This is a genomic window from Rhizobium sp. KNZ2-6A (assembly GCF_056755475.1).
Genome location: NZ_JBNDIC010000074.1, coordinates 1 through 22,673, shown reverse-complemented (window position 1 = coordinate 22,673; position 22,673 = coordinate 1). Strand labels below are relative to the sequence as shown.

Sequence of the window (22,673 nt, the reverse complement as noted above, 5' to 3'; positions counted from 1 at the left end):
CATCCTCATACTCCTCAAAAGGAGCTTGAATCATGATATCTCTATCCGTGAAATCCTGAATCTCAACAAACCCTAGAGTTGAGTCGTCATTGTCAATTAGCGTCATCCATTTCGCCACGCGTCATCCGGCGACGTCGGCGAAATAGTCTTCGTCTATGCTTTGAAGCTTGTAGGTCTGGCGTACTCGAACGCCCTGGGGAGCATGAGGATCTGTGGGGTGGTCATGCGGCGCGAGCGGTTTCTCTGTACTCGTGATTGTCGTTCGACATGCCGGGATACCACTTCCGAAAGGTCGAACGAAGGGAGCTATCAAGCGTCTGCGTGCGGGTTTGCAGCAGAAGATGAGCGCCGACTTTGCTCCATTGCATTTGCTGCTTCTTGGCGAAACGCTTGGATATGACGGCATTGACAGTTGCCTCGACGAAAGCAGAAGAGATGCGTTCACCGGACCGATAACGCTCGCCGTAGTTGATCAGGCTTGCATTGTTGGAGGCGATGTAGGACCTGAACTCGCTGATGGTGGTCAAGAACTTGCGCATGTTGGGATAGCTCGTTTCAAGAGCTTCCGCATCAAATTGCAGGTCTGCGATTTCGTCGCGCGCACGATAGCCGTTGCCATGCCAGAGATGCCATTTGATTTTGCGTAGGCCCTCAAGCAGATCCTGCCCAGCGTGCTCGTCGTAGATTTCGAGCCCCTGCGCGAACTGGCGAAGGACCGTGATGCGCATGGTGACGTGGAACCAGTCCAGGACATGCTCGCTCGCCGGTGCGATCATTTCGGCAAGCGATCGAACCTCTTCACCGCCGTCGGTGATGAAGGTGATATAGCGCGGATCACCGTCGTCGGGTAGCGAACGACCGACGATCAGTTCGAAATTCTTTTTGCGGTTATCGCGGTCTCGGATGTAGCCGCCATTCAGACCGATAACGATGCGGCCATCCGGAATAGGCAGGTTCAGCCAGTCATGCGGGTAGGCATCCTGCATAGAGGACACTCGTTCTTCGGTCAGCTCCCGCTCGATACGGCGGGCCGTGCGCAACGCATGCTGCCGAACTGTCGTGGCATTGGCACCACAATCGATCGGCAGCACATCGGCCAACAGCTCCGCAGCGGCGGCGTAGGGCACAAGTGAGGCCCACCGGGTCTCCAGATAAAGGCGTTCGGGTGTGATGTAGTCGGGATCAGTTTCCGTAGAGGTGAGATCGTTACAGGACCGTTCGCGCCGTCAACCCGTGGCAGGTAATAGCGCGGGCTCTTCAGACGTACATCGCCGAACAGCGTATGAAAAGTGATAGGATAGCTACCCTTGCTTTGCAGACGGCGGCCATCCTGGTCGCGATGTTCACTGAGCCACGATTCCACCTGCGTCGCCACCATGACTTGCTGCAGTTTTGCAAGGAGCGTCTTTGCCTCGGACAACGACAGGCCAAGATCTTCGGGCCTTTTCGTCACCTTCAACAGATCGGCGACTGTCTCGGTCGCGACAATCTCACTGTCGTCGTTCAGCATTGCAATATCAGTCGTGCTCGCATGTCGTCTTCCCGCATCAAATTTTCCACAACAGCCGTAGTGGAGAACCTGATGTTCGCAAAACTCCGTCTCCGCACTTCGGTCGTGCCGGAAACAGCGATAGAGATCATCGGTTAGCAACCCGCAAATTCTTCAGTGAACTGGCACGACTTCGATGGGGTCACGGCCCCGGCCGCGCAGAATGAAACATCACATCCGTTGATGAATAAGGCTGAGATGTTCACCGTGTTGCAGGCGTTCATTGGTTGTCCGGCGTTCGAAGTTTTCTCCCAGCCAGTTTGCGCGCTCCCTCAGTCTCTCCAGGGCGGCGCGCAGTTCATCCCCGCGATCCGGGTCGTCCAGCATCGCGAGGGATTTTGTTTCGGTGATTTCTTGCAGAAACTCGGTCGTATTCACCAGATCGTCCATCGCCTCGTAGCCGGAGGGTTGTCCTGTCGCCACATCCATGCTTCCGGCCCACCGCACTCCTCCATCGGGCAGTTGCCGTCTCCTCCTGCGCATGCCGGATAGTGAATGCCCGGTTTGGCTGGCTGACGTTCCTCCAGCCGGATCTCGTGCTCCCAGGAATGTTGAGGTCGTACTCGTAAAGGAACCGGCTGCCTTTGCGCAGCTTCATTTCGCCAAGCGTCTTGGTCGGGGATCGGGCTCCAGTTTCCCACGAGCCATACCGTGCGGTGTGAATGATGAATAGGTAGAGGTGGATGCCTTCCCAGCCCATCGCGACCTGATGGACGCCATGAAACTCGCGCAACGTCAACGTCCAGGCCACCTGAACGCTACGCCACACCATCGGGTTCACGTCCTTTAGCCAGATGCGGAATTGCAGGATGAAGGCCTGATCCTCCGAAGTTGCCGTCTGTTCAGCAGTTTTCTCTGCCGCTCGTTTTGCCCTCTTCACATCGGCCGGTCCCATCGAAATTCAATGACGGCGACATACTTCGTTCTATCCCGCCCCACAAATGCTTATGCTCCCCCTAAAGGCCGAACAGACCATGAACCTTCATGCGACCTGAAGCAGCCTCCCCGGCAATTCGTCCGCTTTGACGCAGATGGGAGACAGCGCGGCATTGATAGACAATGTTCCAGTGAACATGGTACTGACGACGAGATTGAGGCCTGAGGCGCGGAACGCCTGGGTTTATTTCAATAAATTCGCCCGGCTCTTGAATAGCTCGTTGATAGCGTCCGCCACGGCGCGGACACGCTGGGATCGTCGAACGTCGGCATGCAAAAGGAGAAAGACAGGACGGTTGGGTGGTTTCAGGGATTGCGATATTTCCGCGACTTCGGTTGAGGTGCGAGCCAGAAAGCAGGGAAGCAATGCGATGCCCCAGCCGTCTCTGGCGGCATGCATCATGGTCATCATGTCGTTGGAGCACAAATTGTAACGACGCGTTCCCACATAATCATCCAGCCAGAGCTTTTGCGGCAGATCGGGCATGCTGTTGTCGAATCCGATGAAGGTCTGCTGCGTTTCGGTCCGGTTAACCATTTCGGGCGTGCCGTAAAGCCTGTAGGCGACGCTTCCCAGGACGCGCACGACAAGTCCCGAGTCCTCCGGTCGCCCCAATCGGATGGCTATGTCGGCTTCGCCACGCACCAGATTGGCCTCGCGACGCTCGCCGACCAGTTCCAGCATAATATCGGGATAGCGAGTGCGGATCGTTTCTAGTCCGCCCAGCATGAAGTGACTGATGAGGATGGGAGGAGCCGAAATTCGCACGGTCCCTGACAGGGCACCGGTTCCAAGCGCTGCACGTTGGAACGCGAATGTCTCATCCTCGATCAGACAGGCCCGTTCGTAAAGCTCCTTGCCTTCTGGTGTCAGTACCCAGCCACGCGCGAGCCGGTCGAACAGCTTGACCTGAATCTTGATCTCGAGATTGCCGACCCGGCGCGAAACGGTCGAATGTTCGACATTCAACGCCCGCGACGTTGCCGAAAGACTGCCGTTTCGCGCCAGAGCTAGAAAATAGCGAACATCGTCCCATTGCATTGAGTAATTCTCGTCCGATTATTTATGCACAGCTAATGCCATAAAATTCAGAATTCCGATAATGGATAATCGAATTATTGTCGTCTAGAAAATCATTATCGGGAGTTTGTTTCTTGAGAGCCATCGGACATTTCAAAGCGCTACCCATCGATAATGCCGAAGCGTTGGTCGATCTGGAGTTACCCAAACCCTTGCTGCGGACACGCGATCTTCTGATTGCCGTGGAGGCGATATCCGTCAATCCAGCGGATTATCGCGTGCGCGGCAGAAAGGTCGACGATGGGCAGGCTGCCATCCTTGGCTGGGATGTTGCGGGCATCGTGGTCGGGATGGGCGATGAGGTTGATGGCTTCGCGCTCGGAGATGCGGTCTATTACGCGGGTGATTTGACCCGGCCCGGTGCCAATAGCGAGTATCACGCGGTGGATCATCGGATTGTCGGGCATCGACCGGCACATTTGTCCGCCACCGAAGCCGCTGCCTTGCCGTTGACGGTGCTGACGGCATGGGAAGCCCTGTTCGAGCGATTGGGCCTGTCGCCCGAAGACAGAGGCACGGCCAAGACCCTTCTCATCGTCGGGGGAGCCGGTGGGACAGGCTCCGTGGCGATCCAACTGGCTCGCCTCGTTCCGGATCTGACCGTCATCGCCACGGCATCGAGGCCAGAATCTCGGACATGGTGCGAGAAGCTCGGAGCCCATGCGGTGATCGATCATTTCGGCGACATGCCGGCTCAACTCGCGACGCTCGGTCGGCCGAACGTCGAGCTTGTCCTGATCCTCAACGATCCCGACCGCCATTATCCAACGCTGGCAGAAGTTCTCTCGCCGCAAGGCAAGATCTGCTCCATCGTGCCCTTCAACGGCTCACCGGATATCAACCTCATCATGCGAAAGAGCGCTACCTTCGTCTGGGAGTTCATGTTCACGCGGTCGATGTTCGGCACGTCGGACATTGACCGGCAGCGCGTCATCCTCAACAACGCCGCGAAGCTGATCGATGACGGGCAGCTTATCTCGACCCTCTCAGAAACCCTCGGGTCAATCAACGCCGCCAATCTGCGTGCAGCCCATGCGCGGCTGGAGGCAGGCCGGACGATTGGCAAAATCGTGCTGTCAGGCTTTTAATAATTTCAACTTATAGGTGAATTGCACTTCGAAACATTGCAGGCTTCGTCTCGAAACTCATCGTGCGGCAGCACTATGGACTGATCGCGTGGACAACCCTGACCCTTGCTAAGTACCCCTGCCACCATAATGGCCGGGACTGGTGCACAACTAAACCGCATCGTGCCGCCAAAAGAAAAAGGTGCTTGACTGGACAATCGCAAGAGAAGCGTTCCGAGACGGAGCACAAAATTCAGAAGCTGGAAGCGGAAACGTACCTCGATATAGTCCCAAAAATCCGTGTGTTTCAAGGGTGCGACCTTCCAGTTTGCATCTGCTGCTCATCGTGACGCATTTGCAAGGGATCCGTAGTGTTATGCCCCGCGATATGGCGAGTATTGTGCGTTCGGCACCGCGCAGGGGCATAAGGCGACGACAGAGCCACAGGCGTTCACCTGTCGTCGATCGCAAGCTATTCCTCAAGTACAAGGACTCGGTTCGCACGAAATGGAAGTAAGGCATTGGCGGTTATATCGAGAAAGCCGATGCAAACTGGGACAACGTGAAAACACAGCCCGCTCCGCGATGAAATTGTCATCGAACGTCGCTTATGCGGGTAAATCTGGCAGCGGCATAGCCCACCGAGAAGCAGGGCGAGGCAAACAGCGACGATATCGTCAAGGGCTTTTTTCGCGCGGCGGCGTTCCGTCTTCCTCAATCCTCTGGCTCGGTATGCCGCGAATGGAGTTCGATCTCCTCGAATTCGGCCAGGATTTGTGCGCGGTCCTGGTCGACATGCGGAGGTTGGCGCAGAAACCGCACTGGCGTTGCAGACATCTTCAACGGATTGCCGAGCACCCTCATGTCGCAGCGGTCATCCGCCTTCATGGTGACGACCATATCGCGGGCAAGCGTATGTGGATCGCTCAGCACCTGACCGATATCGGCAACCTTTCCGACCGGAACCTCAGCTGCAAGGATTTTCTCGACCCAGGCGCTGGCGGTGTCACGCCGCAGCGCTTCGGTGATCAAAGCGTCGAGCGCGTCGATGTTCACCACGCGATCTCGATTGCGGCGAAAACGTTCGTCATGGACTAATCCGGGCATGCCGATAGCCTGTGCGAATCTGTCGAACTGCTGATCGTTTCCGACCGCGACGGCGATCTCGCTGTCTGCTGTCGCGAACGTCTGATAGGGCGCAATGTTCGGGTGCCTGTTGCCGATCCGCCCGGGCACCTTGCCGGAAACAAGGTGATTCGTTGCAGCATTGATGAGCCAGGCAAGCTGAGAATCGTAGAGCGCCAGATCGATATACTGGCCTTCGCCGGTGCGGTCGCGATGGCGAAGGGCGGCAAGAATACCCACGGTCGCATACATGCCGCACATGACGTCCGCAATCCCCAGGCCGACTTTGACGGGCCGTCCGCCATCCGCATCGCTTTCGCCCGTGATGCTCATGATCCCGCCCATCGCCTGAATCAGGAAATCATAGCCGGTGCGATCCGAATAGGGGCCGGTCTGGCCGAAGCCCGAAATCGCGCACCAGACCATATCCGGCTTTATCTTGCGGATGTCCTCGTAACCGAGTCCACGGCGCGCGAGGTCGCCCGGCTTGTAGTTTTCGACGACGACGTCCGATACGGCCACCAGCCTCTTGACGAGAGCGATGCCGTCATCGCTCGCAAGATCGATCGCGATGGATTTCTTGTTGCGGTTGGCGGCGAGAAAATAGGCGCTGAGATCGCTGTCACTTCCATCGGAGTCCGGCACGAAGGGTGGCCCCCAATTGCGGGTATCATCGCCGGATCCCGGCCGCTCGACCTTGATGACATCCGCCCCGAGATCGGCAAGGAGCTGAGTCGCGGTCGGCCCTGCAAGAATGCGGGAAAGATCGAGGATGCGCAGCCCTTCGAGGCTTGCCGGCTTGTGACGGTCAAACATGAGTGCCTCACGATTTCCACGGTGAGCTTTTGAACCAGCGCACGAGGTAGGCAGCGCCAATGAGCGTAGCAAAGCCGAACAAGTTGCCGACCGCTTCCGCCGAGATGGTTCGCCCGGCATGATCGAGCGCGATACCAATCGGCTGGGCGATCACGATCCCGGTGATGAAGACCGCCAGCGACTGCTGGCCGACCACGGTCATGACACGCACGATGGGTCCTCGCAGCCGCGCCCCCTTGTCACCGACCAGATGGACGGCGATGTAGCAAAGCGCCATGAAGTGGACGAAGCGTAGAAGGCCGAAATCGGTCTTGTCGGTCAGCGGAGCAATCCGCGCGGCGATCATCTGGAAAAAGGGATGCATCTCCTGAAACCGTACCCAGGCAAAAGGAATTGTCGCTATGATGGTGATGACGGCGACCGCCATCAGGCGGCGATCGAAACCTGGCGCCGACAGAGTGCCGCGCATCAGGGAAAATCCGGTGAAGAACAGGAGCTGCCAGCCGAACGGATCGAAGAACCAGGGACGATCCGACCATGGCTCGGACGGAAGCTGCGTCAGCCCGAATTGCGCGGCGAGCCACAGGGTGATCATGGCGGCAAACGGCAGGAAGCTGTGGATTTGGGACGCAAGGATCATCGCCGGCATCAATGCCAGAATGACGATATACATCGGCAGGATGTCGAAATAGTTCGGCACGTAGGTAAGGGTCAGCAGACTGACCAACAGATGGCCCGGGTCCTGCATGAACGGCACGAGGTTCAGGCTTTCGACATAGGTGACGCCATCGTATCGTGTCCCCGCGACGACCATGATGGCTGTGACGGTCATGAAGACGGCGATGTGAGCCCAGAAGATCTGCCAGATGCGTTGCGCCACACGCGCTATGAGGTCGATCGCACCGTTGCGGTCGAAAGTCGATCCGAAGGCGATGGCGGAAGCCATCCCCGATTGGAAGACGAACATCTCAGTCGCGTCTGAAAAGCCGAAGCGGGCCGGGATCCAGAGCGCCCAGTTATTGTTTGGGATATGAGCGAGCAGGATGATGAACATGCCGACGCCGCGAAAGAAATCGAGGCGCGGATCGCGCGGACGCTTTGTGCTGTGAGCGGCCGTCGGTGCCGCCTGCACCGGATCAGAATGCGTCGTCGTATGCGCTTGCGTCGAACCTGCAGGCGATGAGACTGAAGCCTGGGCGTTCACCGGCTGCTTCAAGTTCGATACGAAATTCATTCTCATTCTCCACATTCACACCGTAGCCGCCGAAGCCTCGTGCGACGGCGGCAAAGTCCGTTTCACCGAGCGTAACGCCAGCCGAAGGCAAGCCGGCGGACGTCTGCTTGATGGCGATCAACGCAAGGCTGCGATCCTGGAACAGCACGATCGTCAGCGGCAGATCGAGATCGCGAACGGTCGCAAGTTCGCCGATTCCCATCTCGAGGCCACCGTCGCCCATAACCGCAAATACCCGCCGGGACGGATCGGCGACCTGGCCACCGATAGCCAGGGGCAGCGCGGCATTCATGGTGCAGAAGCCTGCCGATTGGAGCAGCGACAGCGGTTTTGCAGCGATCCATTTCTGCGATAGCAAAATGCGATGGGCCCCGCTGTCGACGGTGACCAAGCTGTCATTGCCTGCCGTTCGGTTCAGATGGTCGACGATCGCATGAGGCCCCCACTTAGTCCTGGTCGAGAAGATGCGATCCAGCTCAATTTTTGCCTTGGCCGGCTCGGCTGCGATCCAACTCTTGCGTTCGATGACGGAACCATTCAGTGCCCGTAACAAGGTCTTCGGATCGGCGGAAATCCGGGAGCCGGCATGATGCATGCCGTGATCGGACACCGCTGTTGTGATGTCCACCAGCTTCTCGCGGTCTGCGACGAAATCCAGCCAGCCAAGGCGCATTTCGATGGGGTCGTAGCCAACCATGAGCACAAGATCCGCGCTTTGGGCAAGCGGAAGCAGAACCCGGTCGGCGAGTGGCGACAGACCGGCTCCGCCGAGCGACAGCGGATGATCCTCGGGGATGATGCCCTTGGCCTTGTATGTCGTAAGCACCGGCGCGCCGATCGTCTCCGCCAGTCGCTGCAGGACCGGTCCGGCATGGCTGCGCGCCGCCTCGAGACCCGCCAGGATCAACGGTCGTTCGGCTGCCCGGATTCGTTCTGCCAGGAAGCGAATCGCCGGATCCGTGGCCGAAGCGGCGGCGCGGAACTGTGCAGGCGGAAAGATCACCGTCTTGTCCGGGCTGGGTGCCGCGGCCACCGCCGGCGAAAAATCCAGATGCACCGGCCCCATGGGTTCCGCCATCGCGATCGCCAAAGCCCGCGCCACGGTCGAAGCGACGCTTTCGGGCTCGACTTCGAATGATGCTTTCACAAGAGGGCAGAGCAGCTGCGCATGGTCGATCACCTGATGCGTGTAGCGCGCGCGTGTTCCCCGATCGACGACACCCGATATGACGATAAGGGGAATGCGCTCCTGGGAGGCGTCGGCGATGCCGTTCACGGCGTTTGCGAGACCGGGACCGACCGTCGTCACCAGCAGTTCGGCGTTGCCGGTGATCATGCTCGCGCCCGCCGCCATGATGGCGGCCGACGTTTCGTGACGGGCGAGATGGAAGACAATTCCCGCCGCCTGCAACGCATCGATCAGCGTGACGACCTCGCCGCCGGGCACGCCGAAGGCATGCCGGACGCGATGTGCGTAAAGTGTCCTGGCGAGGATGTCGGCGACACGTTGGTCAGAGGTAATTTTGGACATGGAAATCAAGACTGTCCTATGAAGATTTCAACAAGGGGCGGCTTGCCCGATGGTTGCCGGTACCGGGCAGGCCTCCAGCGTGCCGGGATTACCGCTCCATCGCGCGAACGACGAACGCGACGACGATACCAAACAGCATGTGTCCGAAGAGTGATGCCCAGGTGAGCGGGATAAAGCCGAGGAAAGGAGGCTGGCCACCGAAGAGATGTGCCATCACGTAAAGAGCGAATACCCAAAGACCGATCCCGAATCCGATACCGGTCAGGAGGAGCGGCAGTTTCGGAATGATAAGGCGCTGCAGTGGACGGGCGATGAACAGATAGCCGATTGGATAAAAGACAATGCCCACGATGGCATGAATGGCCTCGGCGGCCAGCAGGTTGTTGAAACCGAACACCGACTGGACAAGTGCGGCCGGTTCCAGCGGCCCACCGACCAGAAACGGAGTAATCAAGCGCGCCCAGATCTCCCAGGTGATATCGGCGGCAAGCCCCGAAAGTATCGTTGTGCGCGCAAGGCTCGGCTGAATCTCGGGAAAGACGCTGGTTTTTTGCATTTCCATCATGGACATCGAGGTTCTCCTTCTTGGGGTCAGGCCGATAAGGTCATGCCGACCGAGTGCTCAATAGATCTGAAGAGGCGGTCTTCGGCTTTCAGGCGCTGACGGATCTGGCCAATGCGCGACACACCGGCATTGTCTCCGCCGCCTCCAACCGCCTTGGCGAGGGCGAGGACAAAAAAATCGCGCTGCGCGTTGCTGCCACCGATCTTTGGGAGGTTCGCCACCATTTTTTCCAGCACGCGCCGGTCGGCCGGCGCGTCGAGGCCCGCCAGCACGCGCGCCATCGGCACGCCGATTTCCGCGGCGACGCGGGCCTGATCGTCCGTACCCCTTGCCTTTTCGTCTATCTGTGCGGCGAGTTCTTCCACGCCGCGCCGGTCACCGACGGCGACCATCGCCGCGAGATTGTGCAGAGCGGCGAAAATCAGTGTCGTATCGGCCCTGCGGCGGTAAGCGACGTCGGCGGCCTCCATCCAGCGGTTACCCACATGGATCCCCGATTGCTCCATTCGCCACAAAAGCGAAACGGCATTCGCCATGTCACGGAAATCGTCGGTCTGATGCGGACGAACCTCATCGTCGTAAATTTGCAGAACGCGGTCATGATCGCCGCGTTCAAGATGCAGCAAAGCCATATGCCAGGCCATATGGAAAGAGAAGTTGTTACAACGCGACCAAGCCTTGCGGCTATTTTCCAGCCAGTCGATCCCTTCGGCGGTGTCACCGCGCATTTCGAAGACATGCGAAACGGCATGCAGGCCCCAGGAATCGTCCGGTTGCAGGCTTACTGCTCGCTGTCCAGCCGCGAGCGCCTCGTCATAGCGTCCGTGTTCTTCAAGCGAGAAGGCATGGCATCCAAGAAAAAAGCCGAGGGCTAGCGTATCATGTCCCAAACGATCAACGGCCCGCGTACTCGCCCTCAGTATCCCTACGGCATCACCAAGCATGAAGCGCAGCGCATGCGAAATCTTGAACGGAAGAAAGGCTGCGTTGCGATCCTCGAAACCATAGTCCAGAAGATCGGCAGCACGCGCGAAGGAGCCGCTAACCGCGGCATCCAAGGCCTCAACAAGTATTCTCTCATCAGCGGTGCCCCCGTCCTTGCTTGCCAATGCAGCGCGCGCGTCTTGGAAAGCGGCAGCGGCCGGCGCGGTAAGCTCAGACTTGGCGAGGATCAGGTTTGCAAAGCCCTTAAGAGTATGTCCAGCGACGTGAGCCGGATCTGCGGCGAGCGTTGATTCAATTGCTGTACCGACGCTCGGGCGATGCGCTGCCAGGCCGAAAACGGCGCTTTCGAAGGCCCGTTGTGCTTCGTGGCTGTCACTACTGGTCATGAGACCATAAGCATCGCATTTCATTTAAGTGCTCCGTGGCGAAGGACGCCGACAGAAACCTCTCGGGTCCACTGCTTACGTCTGACAGCCCCATTACGGTTGCATTGCAGTGGTTTGTTACAGCGGCCTTTAATTTTTTTCGCTGACGCGGCGAAGCAGTTCACGAACGGACTACGAAGGGTACGGAAAGAATGATTGCTCGAACAGGAACTGTTCCACGACATACAGATCCCGGCCGATGAATGGGCCGATCAGTGTTCGTAAGGCTATCTGCTTGTTTGCCTTCATAGGAAATTCCTCCCGTGGTAATCTGTCGGTGCTCATATCAAGCCGGATTAATGACAAAATCCGTCAGGTATCTTTTTGCAGCTTAACGCACAGCACATCCTGGCGAGTGCATCCCTGCCGGCCAGCATGAGCGTGACCAACTATAGCGCTGCCTTGGCGGCTCCATGGTCCAGTTTATGAAACTTTTTCCTGTGCGATCCAAAGGGTTACAAGATTGCCGCTGTTGCCGCCTTCACCCCTCTCCTGAACTTGAGGCCAACTGGTCCATCTGTGGACCATTTCAAGCACCACCGAGCTGCTCCGGTTAGACTTGGTCACCCATGATGGCAAATGTCATGTTCATAGCTGCCATTCGATAGTCGTACCACTATCAAATGGAGGGACCGCGCTGGCTCGAAGAAAACCGTCTTACACGGATTGAACTAAGCCGCTATCGCGGACGAAACCGACCTCATGCCACGCACCTTCGCTTACGTCCATGTCTAAACGACCGGCCAGATTACCGAGAAACAGGCTCAAGAGATCGAAGCCACCGACTTCCAGGTTGAACCATGCCGGATCGTCACCGAGACGGCTTCCCACAGCACGGCCGTCACGCGGCGGCGCGTTGTGCCGATGTTCATGGGGCAAGACGAGAGCAGTCCAAATTCCTGCGCCAGGCTCGAACGAAGCATGAACGTTAAGCGGCTATTCAAACGGTTCGGAAATAGCGAAAGTTCGTAGGAAGTTCGCAACAGGCCGCCAGAATGCTGCCCGCTATCGCGATACCCGAGCAATATTGGCCATATGATTCGGCGCATGGCAGCCTGGCGGTCGATCAGTCGTCAAATCGACGCCATTCGTCCACACCAGCAAGATTGCGCCGTCTGGTTTCCTGAGTGTTGATCGGTTGTGGCGGGAACTGAGATGCGCCGACGGCCCAACGCGCAGTGGCACGCGCTACTCTGCGCCCGAAGCGTTCCGCGCTAAGCCTGTCGCCCGGATGCGGCGCGTCTTCCATTGTTCCGTCATTCAGGCTCTGGGTCATCAACCCCAGCCAGGAACCGTTGACATTCACATCCGTGAAGCGACCATCCGTATAGGCGCCTCCCGGAAGATCGCCCGCACTTACCCAGATCATTCCCATCTGCGCGGCGAAGACGGCCATTTGCTGGAGAGCGATGAGTTTGTCGCCGGAGCGCGATCCCGAATTGGTGAAACCGGCAGCGATCTTGTCTTTCCAGTCCTGGCTGCGCCACGGCGTGATGCCGGCTTCGAGGAAGAGCTTAAACAACCATGGGCAGATCCCATGTAGGTTGGCGCGCCGAAAACCATGGCGTCAGACACGGCCAATCGTTTCAGGATATCCTCGTCATGCCATCTGCCGCTATTGTTGATCTGGGCCGGCACGATTTCCATGAGATCGGCGTGCGTTCCCGGAAACGCCTGGGCGCCTCGTCTGATATGCTCTGCAACGATCCGAGTGTGACCTTGTCCCGACGAATATACAATTGTGACAATTGGCATCACCCCTCCCAACCCCGCGCCGCGACCGCGGCTGCTTAGAATCCTGGCTGAAAGCCAGGCCTCAGAGATAGCTGCTCGTCATCTTGGATTCGCTAGAGAGAACATGGGGTTTCCGCTGGCGGTCTCCGACGCCGGAATTTCCTCCTGCATAACGTCCCAATGCTCGGCCACCTTACCGTCCGCGATCCTGAATATATCGACTGCTATCATCGGCTTTGGCCCCCATCCGACATAACGTCCATGAACCATCACCAGATCGCCTTCGGCAACCGCCATGCCTGGTTGATAGGAGAATTCCTTGGGCAATTTGGGTATCAGCTCCCGTATCGCCGCCGGACCGTTCGGAATTGTGGGATTGTGCTGAATATAATCGGGTGCGAACTGTTCCACGACATTCGGATTCCTGTCGATGAACGCGCCGCTCAGTGCTCGTAAGGCTATCTGCTTGTTTTCCTCCAAGGAAAATTCCTCTCTTGATTATCTGTCGGCGCTCATCCAAGCCGGATTGATGAACATCGCTAGCCGAGCACAGAGCCTAGCCGCTTCGTGGATTACTTCGTCGTATAGCCGCCATTGACGAGGATGGTCTGGCCGGTCATCCACCAGCCGTCCGAGACGAGGAAGCGGATATAGGGGACGATGTCCTCGATGTCGGTGAGGCCGGTCTTGGAGAACTTCGAAAGCGCCGCCGCCGACCGGTGATAGGCGACCGCATCTGTGCCTTCGGCCGGATAGAAGAAGGGAGTGTCCATCGGCCCCGGCCCGATCGCCGTCACCGAGATGCCGCGCTCACCGAATTCCTTCGAAGCGGCCCGCGTGAAGTGCTCGACCGGTGCCTTGGTGCCGGCATACGCGGCATAGAACGGCGTGAACGCGCCGAGCAGCGACGTGACGAGCGTGCAGATCTTGCCGTTGTCGTTGAGATGCCTGCCGGCCTCCTTGAGGAAGAAGAACGCCACCTTGGAATTGACGGCGGTCATCTCGTCATATTCGGCTTCCGAGATCTCGATGATCGGCTTCTTGAGCACCTTGCCGACGGTGTTGATGGCGATATCGGGCTTGCCGATGGCGGCAACCGCATCCGCAAACAACTTTTCCACCGCGCCAGCCGTCGTCAGGTTCGCCTGGAGGGCCACGGCCTCGGCTCCGGCCGCTTTTACCGCAGCAACCGTCGCGTCGGCCTCGACCTTGCTGGCTGCGCTGTTGTAGTGGATCGCGATCGCCTTTGCGCCATGTGCAGCAAGATCGCGGGCGAGCAGCCCCCCGAGGTTCTTCGCGCCGCCAGCTATGAGAACGGTCTTTCCATTGATGTTGTGATCGGTCACTGATCTTTTCTCCTCATTCCTAGAATATGAACGGTTATCCAGTGCAACAATATTCGCTAAGCTCGGAGATCGTCCTGCAAATTCTGGTAAAGACACTTCCATAGCGCCCGCGGCAGGATACAGTCCGGCGCCAATGGATTGTCCGTGGAGAACAGCGAAGGAAACTATTTTCCGCCCTGCGCAAGCCAGCGCAGCGCGCTCAAGCTCGGGAGAAAGCAGTATTCGCCGCCGCGAACAGTGGTAAAACTAGGCAGGCTCTTCAAACGACGGCGAAGTGGCTTCCCAGGGATCGTAAAGTCTCCACTGCTGCCATTCGCGCCGATGAGAGGATCCTTTTCCTCGGCCATCCCGATAAAGTCACCCTGGTTGATCCAAACCTGTTGTATGAACTCGAACTGCCGGGAAAGATTAGCACCCATGAAAATGAAGACGATCCCTCGTTCAATTCCATCATCCGTCATCACTCCGTCGGGCAAAGCAGGGCCATAGGCAGTGCCGCGACGGACAAGACGATGTCTTTTCACGTTCACAATCGAGTCTTTCAGTCCGTCCCGGGGATTGCATCGGCGCATGTGAGCACCTAGTGGGCAAGCCAATCCACGGGGATCCGTGTCGGCATATGAAAAATCATTATTGCGATGAGGGTCGGCTCCGAGTGAGGGATCATCCTTTTCAGGCGCCAAGACAAGCGGGGCGCCACTGCGCCATCTTCCCACCATCTTGGCGGCAATGAGCTCCTCATCCTCCTTATCCTTGGCATTTTCGTGCAGGTATCGGCGAAATGTAGCGACGTCAGTGTGGTATTGCCGGAAGGCTAAGTAGGTGCCATTCCGACCCAGCACTTCAGGCTGCGGGATTGGCGGCACTTCACCATCCTCGTCTTTTTCCCCAAGTATAAATTCACCCGGCATGATCGAGTCCTGGCCGGGAAATGGCATGGAACCACTGCCTATTATGTGAGCAGCGCCTATCCCATCGCGAAAGCCAAAATGCTCCCTTCCCGACTCGGGTATCTCGACATCAAGTCTGTAAATTGGAGTGACGCCATTCAGCCCAGCCCTTGCTCCCATAGCAAGTTGCAGTGGTTCGTCAAATTTTTCCCTGCTGCTCGACGCGATAACGATTCCGATGTGAACATCCTTGGATCCTAATGGTGCGATCCAATTGACCGGATCGCTGTCATTGACATCGCCCAGCACCTCTTTCCGCGAAGCCATGCCCGCTTTGAATTCGCTAGAAAAGCTATCCAAGCTGACTTGTGAGAGCCCTAATGCTTTCAGCCCCTGCCAAGTGAAAACAATATTGAGCGTAAATTCTACTGGATTTTCCCAGTCCGCAGCCGATGTCACATGGGGAAGAATCTGCGTCAGCAAACGCCGTGCATCAGCTGCGTCGTCGATGCGATAGAGAATATAGGTACCATAGTATTTGTCTGGTCTCTGGCGCAAAATGGTGCCTTGTATATCAGGCAAATCAAGTTTGACTTCAGACACAGCCAACCCACCGGTTTCTATAATCGAGTCGATTATTGCGTTGGAAACTAGTTCTGCACGGCATCCAACAGGTCATTAAATAGCGCCAGAACGCGTTTTCCACGCGCGACGTCACGAACAGAAAGCTGATTGTTTTCAACGTACCACATGCTCGCTTGAACTTGATATTTGGCAATATATTCAAGCGCACCTGGCTTGTTGAGGCCTGGATAACCCTCCGCAACACCCAGGAACATATGGTCAATCCATGGGGTCGCGAATTTAATCACATCGTCGACATAGGGCTTGAACTCGTCGCTGTACGTCGCCGCGAACAAGATCTGTGTATCATTGTTGATCAAGGCAACTCGCAGATCGTGTACGGTTCCAAGCTTGCCCTCCCAATAGTTCGACTCGAACTGCGCCTGGGAAACCCGCTGACGGAAAATCTCAGCACCACCCGATTTTACCGGAGCGACAAGGGTGAACTCTGAAACGTTCCCCATGCGCAACCCTACACCGTCGGTCTGAACACGTACCGGGCAATGGTGCATTTCAATTTCATTCGGATCAACATTTGCATCGATATAAATAGCTGTAGTCACTTTCTATCGTCTCCTCGACATCGCCTATAAATTGCCGAACTGGGATTATTGGGCATCTGCCTGTTCAAACTCTATGGGAAACCCAGATTGCCAACATCAGACTCCGCAGTTCGGTTCGGGCTATCAACATTCTCACGTTGAATAGACAATGTCGGACGCCAAAATGTCTGCTATCAGATGATATCATCTTGCTTGATCTCGCTCGAGTTTGCCCGTGGCTGGTTGCCTTGGGCTATTCGGCCATGCTTAAATTTGAATGGATGCTGACCAAATCACTTCACATTTGAAGGCATAGCGGCTGCTACAAATAAATCGGTAATCCTCGCTGTTTTAACGGAGTTTGGCAGTAGAATTCACGCGGCCATTTTTAGTTTCCGAGCGGGTGTGATGCCGCCTATACCCTTGGACATCGCGCAGATGCAGGAAACAAAGTCCGAAACCCCACGTCTTCTTCACCTTCACGAGCCCAAGCAACGGATCGGCGATTTGTTCTTTGTCGGCATCGCGCTGAAGGCTATACCCATAACAGGTCTCACTGGCTCCGAATGTCCCGCATGCCAGCGCGATCTCACACCGCGTTGCGTCACCGCCTTCTCGGCCAACTCTCGGCGCTGAGGGGGAGGATTGCCGATCGATCCAAGCCATCGGCCGCCAGATCAACCATTCCCTCCTTGCCCTACCGTCGGCTTGAATGTGGTATTATTTATCAGTAATATAACATTTTATAGCTGGGGGCCTAAATAAATGAATTATAGCACGATCGCGGAACGGATGTATGAAGCGGCGTTTCTACCCGAAATGTGGACGCCGATTCTTGATGATCTGGCCAAGGCCACGAAGTCAGGCGAGGGTGGCATCGGCATCTATTGGCCCGATCAGAGAGGTATTGTGACTTCGTTTCAAATATCCAGTGATCGATTACACTGGGAGCAGTCACCTGAAGCCACGCAAATCTGGCTAAAGCAGGTTCGTTCCAGCGGTTTGGTCAATCGGGGGTTTTTCCAACTCGACGCCGTCGATGCTGGCGATTGGTCTGACATGCCGGATATCGATAAACGTGTAGCAAGACATAAGGCAAATGGGATGGGCGTCCAGGCGGGCACGATTATAGAGCTGTTTAATGGAGATATCCTGACGCTGGAATTCACGCGTAGGCTTAATGACCCGCGCTATAGCGATGCGGAGCTTGCTATGCTCAACGATGTCAATACAGCTTTTCGTCATGCGGTTTTCATTGGCTCGCGTCTGCAATTCGAGCGGGCCCGCGGCAATGTCGATGTTCTCAACGATTTTGGTCTTCCGGCTGCGCTATTGAGCATGACGGGCCAACTGCTCTACGGCAATGCATTGTTCGAAGGCGTGGATCCCTATTTAATGAGGACGCCGACAGGGCAGGTATCCTTGAGGGGACAAGATGGTTTGCGCGCGATCTTCGCGGAAGCATTGAAACTGTCGACAACCCGGAGCGTGAATGTTCCAATACCGGCAGACGACCATAGAGGCCCCGCGGTCATTCATCTTATGCCGGTGTGTCGCAATGCTCAGTCCATATTCTCCATGCCCGGTATCGTCATAGTCATCTGTCCGCTTGCTACTACAACGGGCGTGCCTGCGCTTGAAATCATGGAGAAACTTTTCGGCCTGACGCCGGCGGAGTCGCGCTTGGCAAGTGCATTGGCTTCCGGTCTATCGCTGCGCGACAGCGCGGCGAACAATGGCATCGGTTTCGGCACCGCGCGATCATATATCAATCGCGTGTTTGCCAAGACCAGGACCAGCCAACAAAGCGAACTTGTGAGCCTGTTGAAAGGCATATCAACGATCAACAGGAATTCTACCAATCTCTAACTGGAGACCTAACCCAATTGAATACCTGTGTTCGCAGGCATTTCAAAGTGCAGAATAAAACCTCCAAGAAATTTGCCAGTTAATCTCGAACGGGTCCATGATAGTCTTCACTCATTTGGTCCGCCGCTTCGCGACGATTGAGTTAGCTCGAATAGTCGATCCCAATCTGTAGGTTTTTTCGGGCGGGATGCCCAGGCCGGTCAGTTTGGCGATATCTGAACGACGCCGAGCGTAGCTGGCGGCAACCATGGGATAGTCCGGTGCTAGACCCCATTTTGTCCGGTATTGCGCCGGCGTCATCCCGTAGCGACTTCTAAGATGTCGCTTTAGCATCTTGAGCCGCAGTCCGTCCTCAAGGCAGACAATATAGTCGTCCGTCACCGATCTGCTGATGTCGACTGCCGGTATAGGTTTCAAAACCTCTGGCTGTGTGTGGTGCGCGTTTAGCGATTGCAACGCGTCGTGCACGTCCCTGATCAGCTTCGAAAGGCCACCTGCTGGAACGATGTTATAACCGACATAGGCCGCGACAATCTTTGCGCAGCAAACAAGCTTCGCATCCATCTCGACTGATTGCGCCTGCTGCATGTCCGTAACAAAACTGCTCATGATCTCTATGGCTCTCGTTTGGGCATTGTGAGAATTGTTTCCAATTCCGAATCAGTCAGCTTGACAGATGAACTGTCTTTCGTGAAAACCTCATAGGTCATTCCAGCTATTCCCAAGCACAACAACACCGAAAATCTTTCTTGACTGCAAAGTTATTAACCTATCAAGCATATATAACGACATATCCTCGATCATACCGGACTATGACCGATTACTCACCCATTATTATTATTTTCAAATTGCCGAATACTGTCAAATGATAGCAGGCGCACTGCGGCAGATGGTCAACTAATGCGATGGAGTGACAGCTGTGAGTGTTCAAGGCTCGCGGTACACACAAAAGCAGGCTCATCGTGAAAGGGAAAATGATGGATGGGGCATTTTTGTCGGCGCTGGCCGCGCTGGCGGGATCAAGTATCGGCGCATTTGCATCATTTGCGACAACTTGGTTGAATCAGAGCTACCAGCAGAGGGTCCAGCGGAGGGCTAACGAAATGTCTCGACGGGAGCGAATATTTGGAGAGTTTATCGACGAAGCTTCAGCGGCATACGGAGACGCGATGGAGAACAATCTTTCAGATGCTGAAAAATTGGTCAGATTGTACTCGATAAAAAATAGAATGAAGCTGTTCTCCGGAGATGATGTCATTTCCAAGGCCGACGATGTTTTGCAGGTTATTATCAGGAGATACTCTTCCGAGAAGGTCGATTTTGCGAATTTTGACCCTGAAAACCTTCAACGCTTTGATCTTTTGTATAGCTTTACCGAAGCCTGCCGGAAAGAAATCATTCGGTACTGATGAGGTATCCCGTTGAATTGGAATGCCGGCTGGAACTCGATCGCGGCGGGATTATTCTCAACGAAAATCAACAGTCCGGTGGTAGCAGACTGAGGTCACGCTCAGCTCACATTTTGCCTCGCGATCCGCCTCCGTTGACTGCGGCGATTCCTTTGGGTCCCTAGACGGTCGGACGCGGGCGATATGAGTAGCCGCGGCCGTCGCGGACACCCATCAACTCGCGGTTAATGCACTGACCCTATCGAGACCGGCCGAAAAACAGTTAAAAGAAATCCCAAGCACAATGTCCTGTACAGGATCGCTCGATTTTGCCGCAAGTTTCGAAGTCGTCCCTGCGCGCAACATCTCAACATTGTTCTGATCAAAATTGACGGGGACGATGAGCCCGATGGCAGGCAGGTACGGGAGGACAGAGGGTTCATTGCCGGCCACTCATCGATTTGAGGGGTGACGCCAGCGCCTTACAACGAGCCGAACGGCAAAATCAGATTGCCGGTGACGGTGTTGCCTGGCCCGACCCGCAGCTCAGCCGCAAGCACACGCTGTCCATCCGGGCGTACCTGCTGCTGGAATGGCGTGCAGTGCCGGGTTGCATTGATGATCTGGCATGCCACGCGCCAATTCCGATGGTTTCCTGGAGGGAAAATGCCCCGCCCGGAAGGGACGGAGCATTCTGTGCCAACGCCGAGGTTGGGTGGGGTTTCCCACCAGACATGAGCATAGCGAGATAGCGCGTTGGAGGAAGTATCCAGTTGGCCAGTCTCATTCTGTTCATGTTCAGAACTTGACGGCGAGATTGGCCTTGACGCTGTGTTCGCCAGCGTTGGAGCCGATTTGGCCCTGGTAGGCGATACCAAGGGTTGTTGTCGGCGCGATGCTGAAATCGAGCCCTGCTTCGAGGACGGCCGCGTCCTTGGTGATGGGAACACCGGTAACCGAGAAAGCGGATGAGCCGTCAAAGGCCGCGGTCATGACGGGAGTATTATTCCCATAAGCATGACGCCAGCCGGCCAGGCCCCGTGCCTTCGCTTTGGTATCGCCAAGGGTAAATTCGCTTGAGACCCGCAGGCCAAGCGTCGTGAAGGTGACATCATTATTGGCGCTGTCGAGCGACAGTGCCGCTGCCCCGCCGTGCTCGGAGAAGCCCTGTGTATGCACATTCACGTAAGAGAGATTGGCAAACGGCTCGAATTCGATGTTGTCGAACTTCGTCTTATAACCGACCTCGCCGAAGACCTGCGTGGTACCGGCATTGTAACTGCTGTCGAGGCGATCACGAAAGCCCGGGAACGCCACGCGGCGCTTGGCATCGATATCGCTCCACGTATAGGTAACACCCGTACGCAAGGCGAGATCCCCCAATTGCGTGCCGCCATAAAGACCGACATGATAGTTGTCGCTCGAGGCTGATGAATTGCGTCCATCCACATCGAAGGAGGAATGACTGTAGCCGCCGAGCAGACCCAGCATCCAGTCATCGCCGACGAAGCTGTCCACGCCCATGACAAATCCACCCGTCGAGCGGGACAGCCGTGCCGTGCCGTCATCGCCACCGGTGTGCCCCCAGGAACCGAACGCCGAGCCCCACACGGCGGAGCGTTCAACCGGCGATGTTCGCGCCGCATTGACGGCGGGCTGCTTCGCCCAGGGAGAGTTCGCGGACGGTTTCTTGTCCTCCGGTCCGTAGCCGAGCGCCTGTACCGGCGCCTGGTCGCGACTGGTATCGAAGGCGTCGCGGATACGGTTGTTGATCTGGCTCTCCAGAAGCTGGCTGTTCTCGGTCAGGCCGGTCGCCACGGAGCCATAGAGCTCACCGGAAAGGCCATCAAAAGCCGAGCGTGCCTCATCGGCCGTGAGTGCGGCAACGGCAATGCCCAGTTCGTTCGGCATCGCAAGGCTGTTGAGGGCCCGCGCGACCCCGCGCTGGTTACGCGTCCGCGCGACGCTGTCGAACGGGACGTCGTTACGCGTTGCCGTGAGGAACGCATTGTTGGCGTCATAGCTGTCGGTCAGCGTCAGGAAGAGCTGTTCGGAGCCCAGGCGATTTGGGTTGATGGACGAGAATGTGCCCGTCAACCCGCCATTCGCCGTCAGGACGGTGTAGGTCTGGCTCGTCTTGAACCGCACGATCTCATCCGGGGAAGAGACATTGAGCCGCGCACCGGTGATATCGGCCTTGCCGGTTACGGTGAGCGGGCTTGGCTGGTCTGCTTTATCCGCGCGGATAACGAAGTTATAGGCCGAGCCCGTACCGATGCTCAGTCCGCCGATCGTACCCGAACCACCAAGAGCGGCACCAGGGCCAACCTTGACCGAGCTGACGAGGCTAGCGTCCTTACCCAGCACCAATGCGCCGGCATTCACAAGCGTGTCGCCCGTATAGGTGCTCGCACCGGTGAAGGTCGCCGTTCCCGGACCCTCCTTGATGACGCCGCCGGAACCCTCGATCGTGCCGGCAAACTCCGTGTTCGCCTGCTCGTCGCCGAAGGTCAGGTCGTTCCCGCCAAGCGAGACCGTGCTGCCAGCATCGCCCTGAAGCGCTCCGATGGTCTGGTCCTTGCTGGCGCCGCTGATGTCCACCGTGGCGCCATCGGCGATGGAGACATCGCTGGTCGGCGACAGGCTGCCGTCACCGGTAACGATCAGCTTGCCGGCATTGACGTCCGTCGTACCCGTATGGCTCAGCGTGCCGGTCACCGTCGTCGTGCCCGAACCGTTCTGCTCCAGGTCGCCGGTGCCGGTGACATTGCCGGCATAGTCGACGGCACCCGTGCTGTTGAAGACGAGCTTGCCCTCGTCCCCCGTCGCGACATCGCCAGTCAGCGTGCCGCCCGTGCCGACTTCCAGCGTACCCTTGTTCACCGTCGCATCGCCAGCCACTGAGCCGCCGTCGCCGATGATCAGCTTACCGTCGTTGACCTGCGTGCCGACGCCAGCAGCCACATCGCCCGTCACCGTCGTCGTGCCCGTGCCGTTCTGCGCCAG

Annotated in this window: 20 protein-coding genes and 3 pseudogenes; 3 read left to right on the top strand and 20 right to left on the bottom strand. The window is 57.0% G+C overall.

The genetic code is table 11. From position 1 onward, the window contains the following. Positions 1-221: 221 nt before the first annotated feature. The 5 genes and pseudogenes from ACPYOP_RS30375 to ACPYOP_RS30355 all read right to left on the bottom strand — a co-directional run bounded on the left by ACPYOP_RS30375 (position 222) and on the right by ACPYOP_RS30355 (position 3,527). Positions 222-1,533 (bottom strand): annotated as a pseudogene (locus tag ACPYOP_RS30375) (ISKra4 family transposase). Between the two features lie 187 nt (positions 1,534-1,720). Continuing rightward, entirely contained in the window at positions 1,721-1,978 is a 258-nt protein-coding gene (locus ACPYOP_RS30370; RefSeq protein WP_481413951.1) for a hypothetical protein, read from the bottom strand. Next, positions 1,924-2,190, bottom strand: coding sequence for an IS1096 element passenger TnpR family protein (locus ACPYOP_RS30365; protein ID WP_481413950.1), 267 nt, complete (start codon positions 2,188-2,190; stop codon positions 1,924-1,926). Before ACPYOP_RS30365 ends, ACPYOP_RS30370 begins: the two co-directional genes overlap by 55 nt. Next, positions 2,163-2,321 (bottom strand): annotated as a pseudogene (locus ACPYOP_RS30360) (IS1096 element passenger TnpR family protein); the annotation flags it as partial. The pseudogene ACPYOP_RS30360 and the gene ACPYOP_RS30365, both read right to left, overlap by 28 nt. Before the next feature lie 348 nt (positions 2,322-2,669). Further along, a complete protein-coding gene (locus ACPYOP_RS30355; protein ID WP_481413949.1) occupies positions 2,670-3,527 on the bottom strand; it encodes a LysR family transcriptional regulator in 858 nt (285 codons plus the stop codon). A 113-nt stretch (positions 3,528-3,640) separates the two neighbouring features. On the opposite strand from ACPYOP_RS30355, the gene ACPYOP_RS30350 reads away from it, so the two are divergent. Further along, the gene (locus ACPYOP_RS30350; protein WP_481413948.1) at positions 3,641-4,654 is read left to right on the top strand and encodes a zinc-binding alcohol dehydrogenase family protein; all 1,014 of its coding nucleotides are present in this window, start codon (positions 3,641-3,643) and stop codon (positions 4,652-4,654) included. A gap of 693 nt (positions 4,655-5,347) precedes the next feature. On the opposite strand, the gene ACPYOP_RS30345 is transcribed toward ACPYOP_RS30350, so the two are convergent. The 12 genes and pseudogenes from ACPYOP_RS30345 to ACPYOP_RS30290 form a co-directional block, all read right to left on the bottom strand. Further along, positions 5,348-6,574, bottom strand: a complete 1,227-nt coding sequence (locus ACPYOP_RS30345) for a CaiB/BaiF CoA transferase family protein (protein WP_481413947.1) — start codon at positions 6,572-6,574, stop codon at positions 5,348-5,350. Positions 6,575-6,581: 7 nt separating this feature from the next. Beyond that, the gene (locus ACPYOP_RS30340) at positions 6,582-7,808 is read right to left on the bottom strand and encodes an OpgC family protein (protein WP_481413946.1); all 1,227 of its coding nucleotides are present in this window, start codon (positions 7,806-7,808) and stop codon (positions 6,582-6,584) included. Then, a complete protein-coding gene (locus tag ACPYOP_RS30335) occupies positions 7,711-9,339 on the bottom strand; it encodes a thiamine pyrophosphate-binding protein (RefSeq protein ID WP_481413945.1) in 1,629 nt (542 codons plus the stop codon). Before ACPYOP_RS30335 ends, ACPYOP_RS30340 begins: the two co-directional genes overlap by 98 nt. A gap of 88 nt (positions 9,340-9,427) precedes the next feature. Beyond that, complete coding sequence (locus ACPYOP_RS30330; RefSeq protein ID WP_481413944.1) at positions 9,428-9,910, bottom strand: hypothetical protein; 483 nt, start codon at positions 9,908-9,910, stop codon at positions 9,428-9,430. A gap of 20 nt (positions 9,911-9,930) precedes the next feature. After that, positions 9,931-11,259: a tetratricopeptide repeat protein gene (locus ACPYOP_RS30325; protein ID WP_481413943.1), complete on the bottom strand. Its 1,329-nt coding sequence runs from the start codon at positions 11,257-11,259 to the stop codon at positions 9,931-9,933. A gap of 672 nt (positions 11,260-11,931) precedes the next feature. Further along, on the bottom strand, positions 11,932-12,153 hold the full coding sequence (locus ACPYOP_RS30320) for a hypothetical protein (protein WP_481413942.1): 222 nt from the start codon (positions 12,151-12,153) through the stop codon (positions 11,932-11,934). A 187-nt stretch (positions 12,154-12,340) separates the two neighbouring features. Continuing rightward, positions 12,341-12,796, bottom strand: coding sequence for a flavodoxin family protein (locus ACPYOP_RS30315; RefSeq protein ID WP_481413941.1), 456 nt, complete (start codon positions 12,794-12,796; stop codon positions 12,341-12,343). Between the two features lie 311 nt (positions 12,797-13,107). Continuing rightward, positions 13,108-13,488 carry a nuclear transport factor 2 family protein gene (locus ACPYOP_RS30310; RefSeq protein ID WP_481413940.1) on the bottom strand — a complete coding sequence of 127 codons (381 nt, stop codon included), beginning with the start codon at positions 13,486-13,488 and terminating at the stop codon, positions 13,108-13,110. 92 nt (positions 13,489-13,580) lie between these two features. Then, positions 13,581-14,354 carry an SDR family oxidoreductase gene (locus tag ACPYOP_RS30305; RefSeq protein ID WP_481413939.1) on the bottom strand — a complete coding sequence of 258 codons (774 nt, stop codon included), beginning with the start codon at positions 14,352-14,354 and terminating at the stop codon, positions 13,581-13,583. A 164-nt stretch (positions 14,355-14,518) separates the two neighbouring features. Next, positions 14,519-15,847, bottom strand: a complete 1,329-nt coding sequence (locus tag ACPYOP_RS30300) for a Dyp-type peroxidase (protein WP_481413938.1) — start codon at positions 15,845-15,847, stop codon at positions 14,519-14,521. 47 nt (positions 15,848-15,894) lie between these two features. Then, entirely contained in the window at positions 15,895-16,431 is a 537-nt protein-coding gene (locus ACPYOP_RS30295; protein ID WP_481413937.1) for a hypothetical protein, read from the bottom strand. A gap of 378 nt (positions 16,432-16,809) precedes the next feature. Then, positions 16,810-17,072: pseudogene (locus tag ACPYOP_RS30290) on the bottom strand (IS3 family transposase); the annotation flags it as partial. 103 nt (positions 17,073-17,175) lie between these two features. Between ACPYOP_RS30290 and ACPYOP_RS30285 the strand changes: the two are divergent. Beyond that, positions 17,176-18,279 carry a helix-turn-helix transcriptional regulator gene (locus tag ACPYOP_RS30285; protein ID WP_481413936.1) on the top strand — a complete coding sequence of 368 codons (1,104 nt, stop codon included), beginning with the start codon at positions 17,176-17,178 and terminating at the stop codon, positions 18,277-18,279. A 111-nt stretch (positions 18,280-18,390) separates the two neighbouring features. Here ACPYOP_RS30285 and ACPYOP_RS30280 read toward each other — a convergent pair whose 3' ends face one another. Beyond that, positions 18,391-18,888 (bottom strand): Ros/MucR family transcriptional regulator, encoded by a 498-nt coding sequence (locus ACPYOP_RS30280; RefSeq protein ID WP_481413935.1) that lies wholly within the window; start codon positions 18,886-18,888, stop codon positions 18,391-18,393. 314 nt (positions 18,889-19,202) lie between these two features. Between ACPYOP_RS30280 and ACPYOP_RS30275 the strand changes: the two genes are divergently transcribed. Then, on the top strand, positions 19,203-19,688 hold the full coding sequence (locus tag ACPYOP_RS30275; protein WP_481413934.1) for a hypothetical protein: 486 nt from the start codon (positions 19,203-19,205) through the stop codon (positions 19,686-19,688). A 461-nt stretch (positions 19,689-20,149) separates the two neighbouring features. Here the strand turns inward: ACPYOP_RS30275 and ACPYOP_RS30270 are convergent, their stop codons facing one another. Both ACPYOP_RS30270 and ACPYOP_RS30265 read right to left on the bottom strand, forming a co-directional pair. Further along, positions 20,150-20,302 carry a hypothetical protein gene (locus ACPYOP_RS30270; RefSeq protein WP_481413933.1) on the bottom strand — a complete coding sequence of 51 codons (153 nt, stop codon included), beginning with the start codon at positions 20,300-20,302 and terminating at the stop codon, positions 20,150-20,152. A 163-nt stretch (positions 20,303-20,465) separates the two neighbouring features. Beyond that, positions 20,466-22,673: autotransporter family protein (locus ACPYOP_RS30265; protein ID WP_481413932.1), on the bottom strand; the 2,208-nt coding region annotated here is incomplete at its 5' end.

Bases quoted from the DNA above. Each gene is read 5' to 3' on its own strand.
- ACPYOP_RS30370 (WP_481413951.1), bottom strand. From the start codon at position 1,978: ATGGATGTGGCGACAGGACAACCCTCCGGCTACGAGGCGATGGACGAT.
- ACPYOP_RS30355 (WP_481413949.1), bottom strand. From the start codon at position 3,527: ATGCAATGGGACGATGTTCGCTATTTTCTAGCTCTGGCGCGAAACGGC.
- ACPYOP_RS30345 (WP_481413947.1), bottom strand. From the start codon at position 6,574: ATGTTTGACCGTCACAAGCCGGCAAGCCTCGAAGGGCTGCGCATCCTC.
- ACPYOP_RS30340 (WP_481413946.1), bottom strand. From the start codon at position 7,808: ATGAATTTCGTATCGAACTTGAAGCAGCCGGTGAACGCCCAGGCTTCA.
- ACPYOP_RS30335 (WP_481413945.1), bottom strand. From the start codon at position 9,339: ATGTCCAAAATTACCTCTGACCAACGTGTCGCCGACATCCTCGCCAGG.
- ACPYOP_RS30330 (WP_481413944.1), bottom strand. From the start codon at position 9,910: ATGTCCATGATGGAAATGCAAAAAACCAGCGTCTTTCCCGAGATTCAG.
- ACPYOP_RS30325 (WP_481413943.1), bottom strand. From the start codon at position 11,259: ATGAAATGCGATGCTTATGGTCTCATGACCAGTAGTGACAGCCACGAA.
- ACPYOP_RS30285 (WP_481413936.1), top strand. From the start codon at position 17,176: ATGAATTATAGCACGATCGCGGAACGGATGTATGAAGCGGCGTTTCTA.
- ACPYOP_RS30280 (WP_481413935.1), bottom strand. From the start codon at position 18,888: ATGAGCAGTTTTGTTACGGACATGCAGCAGGCGCAATCAGTCGAGATG.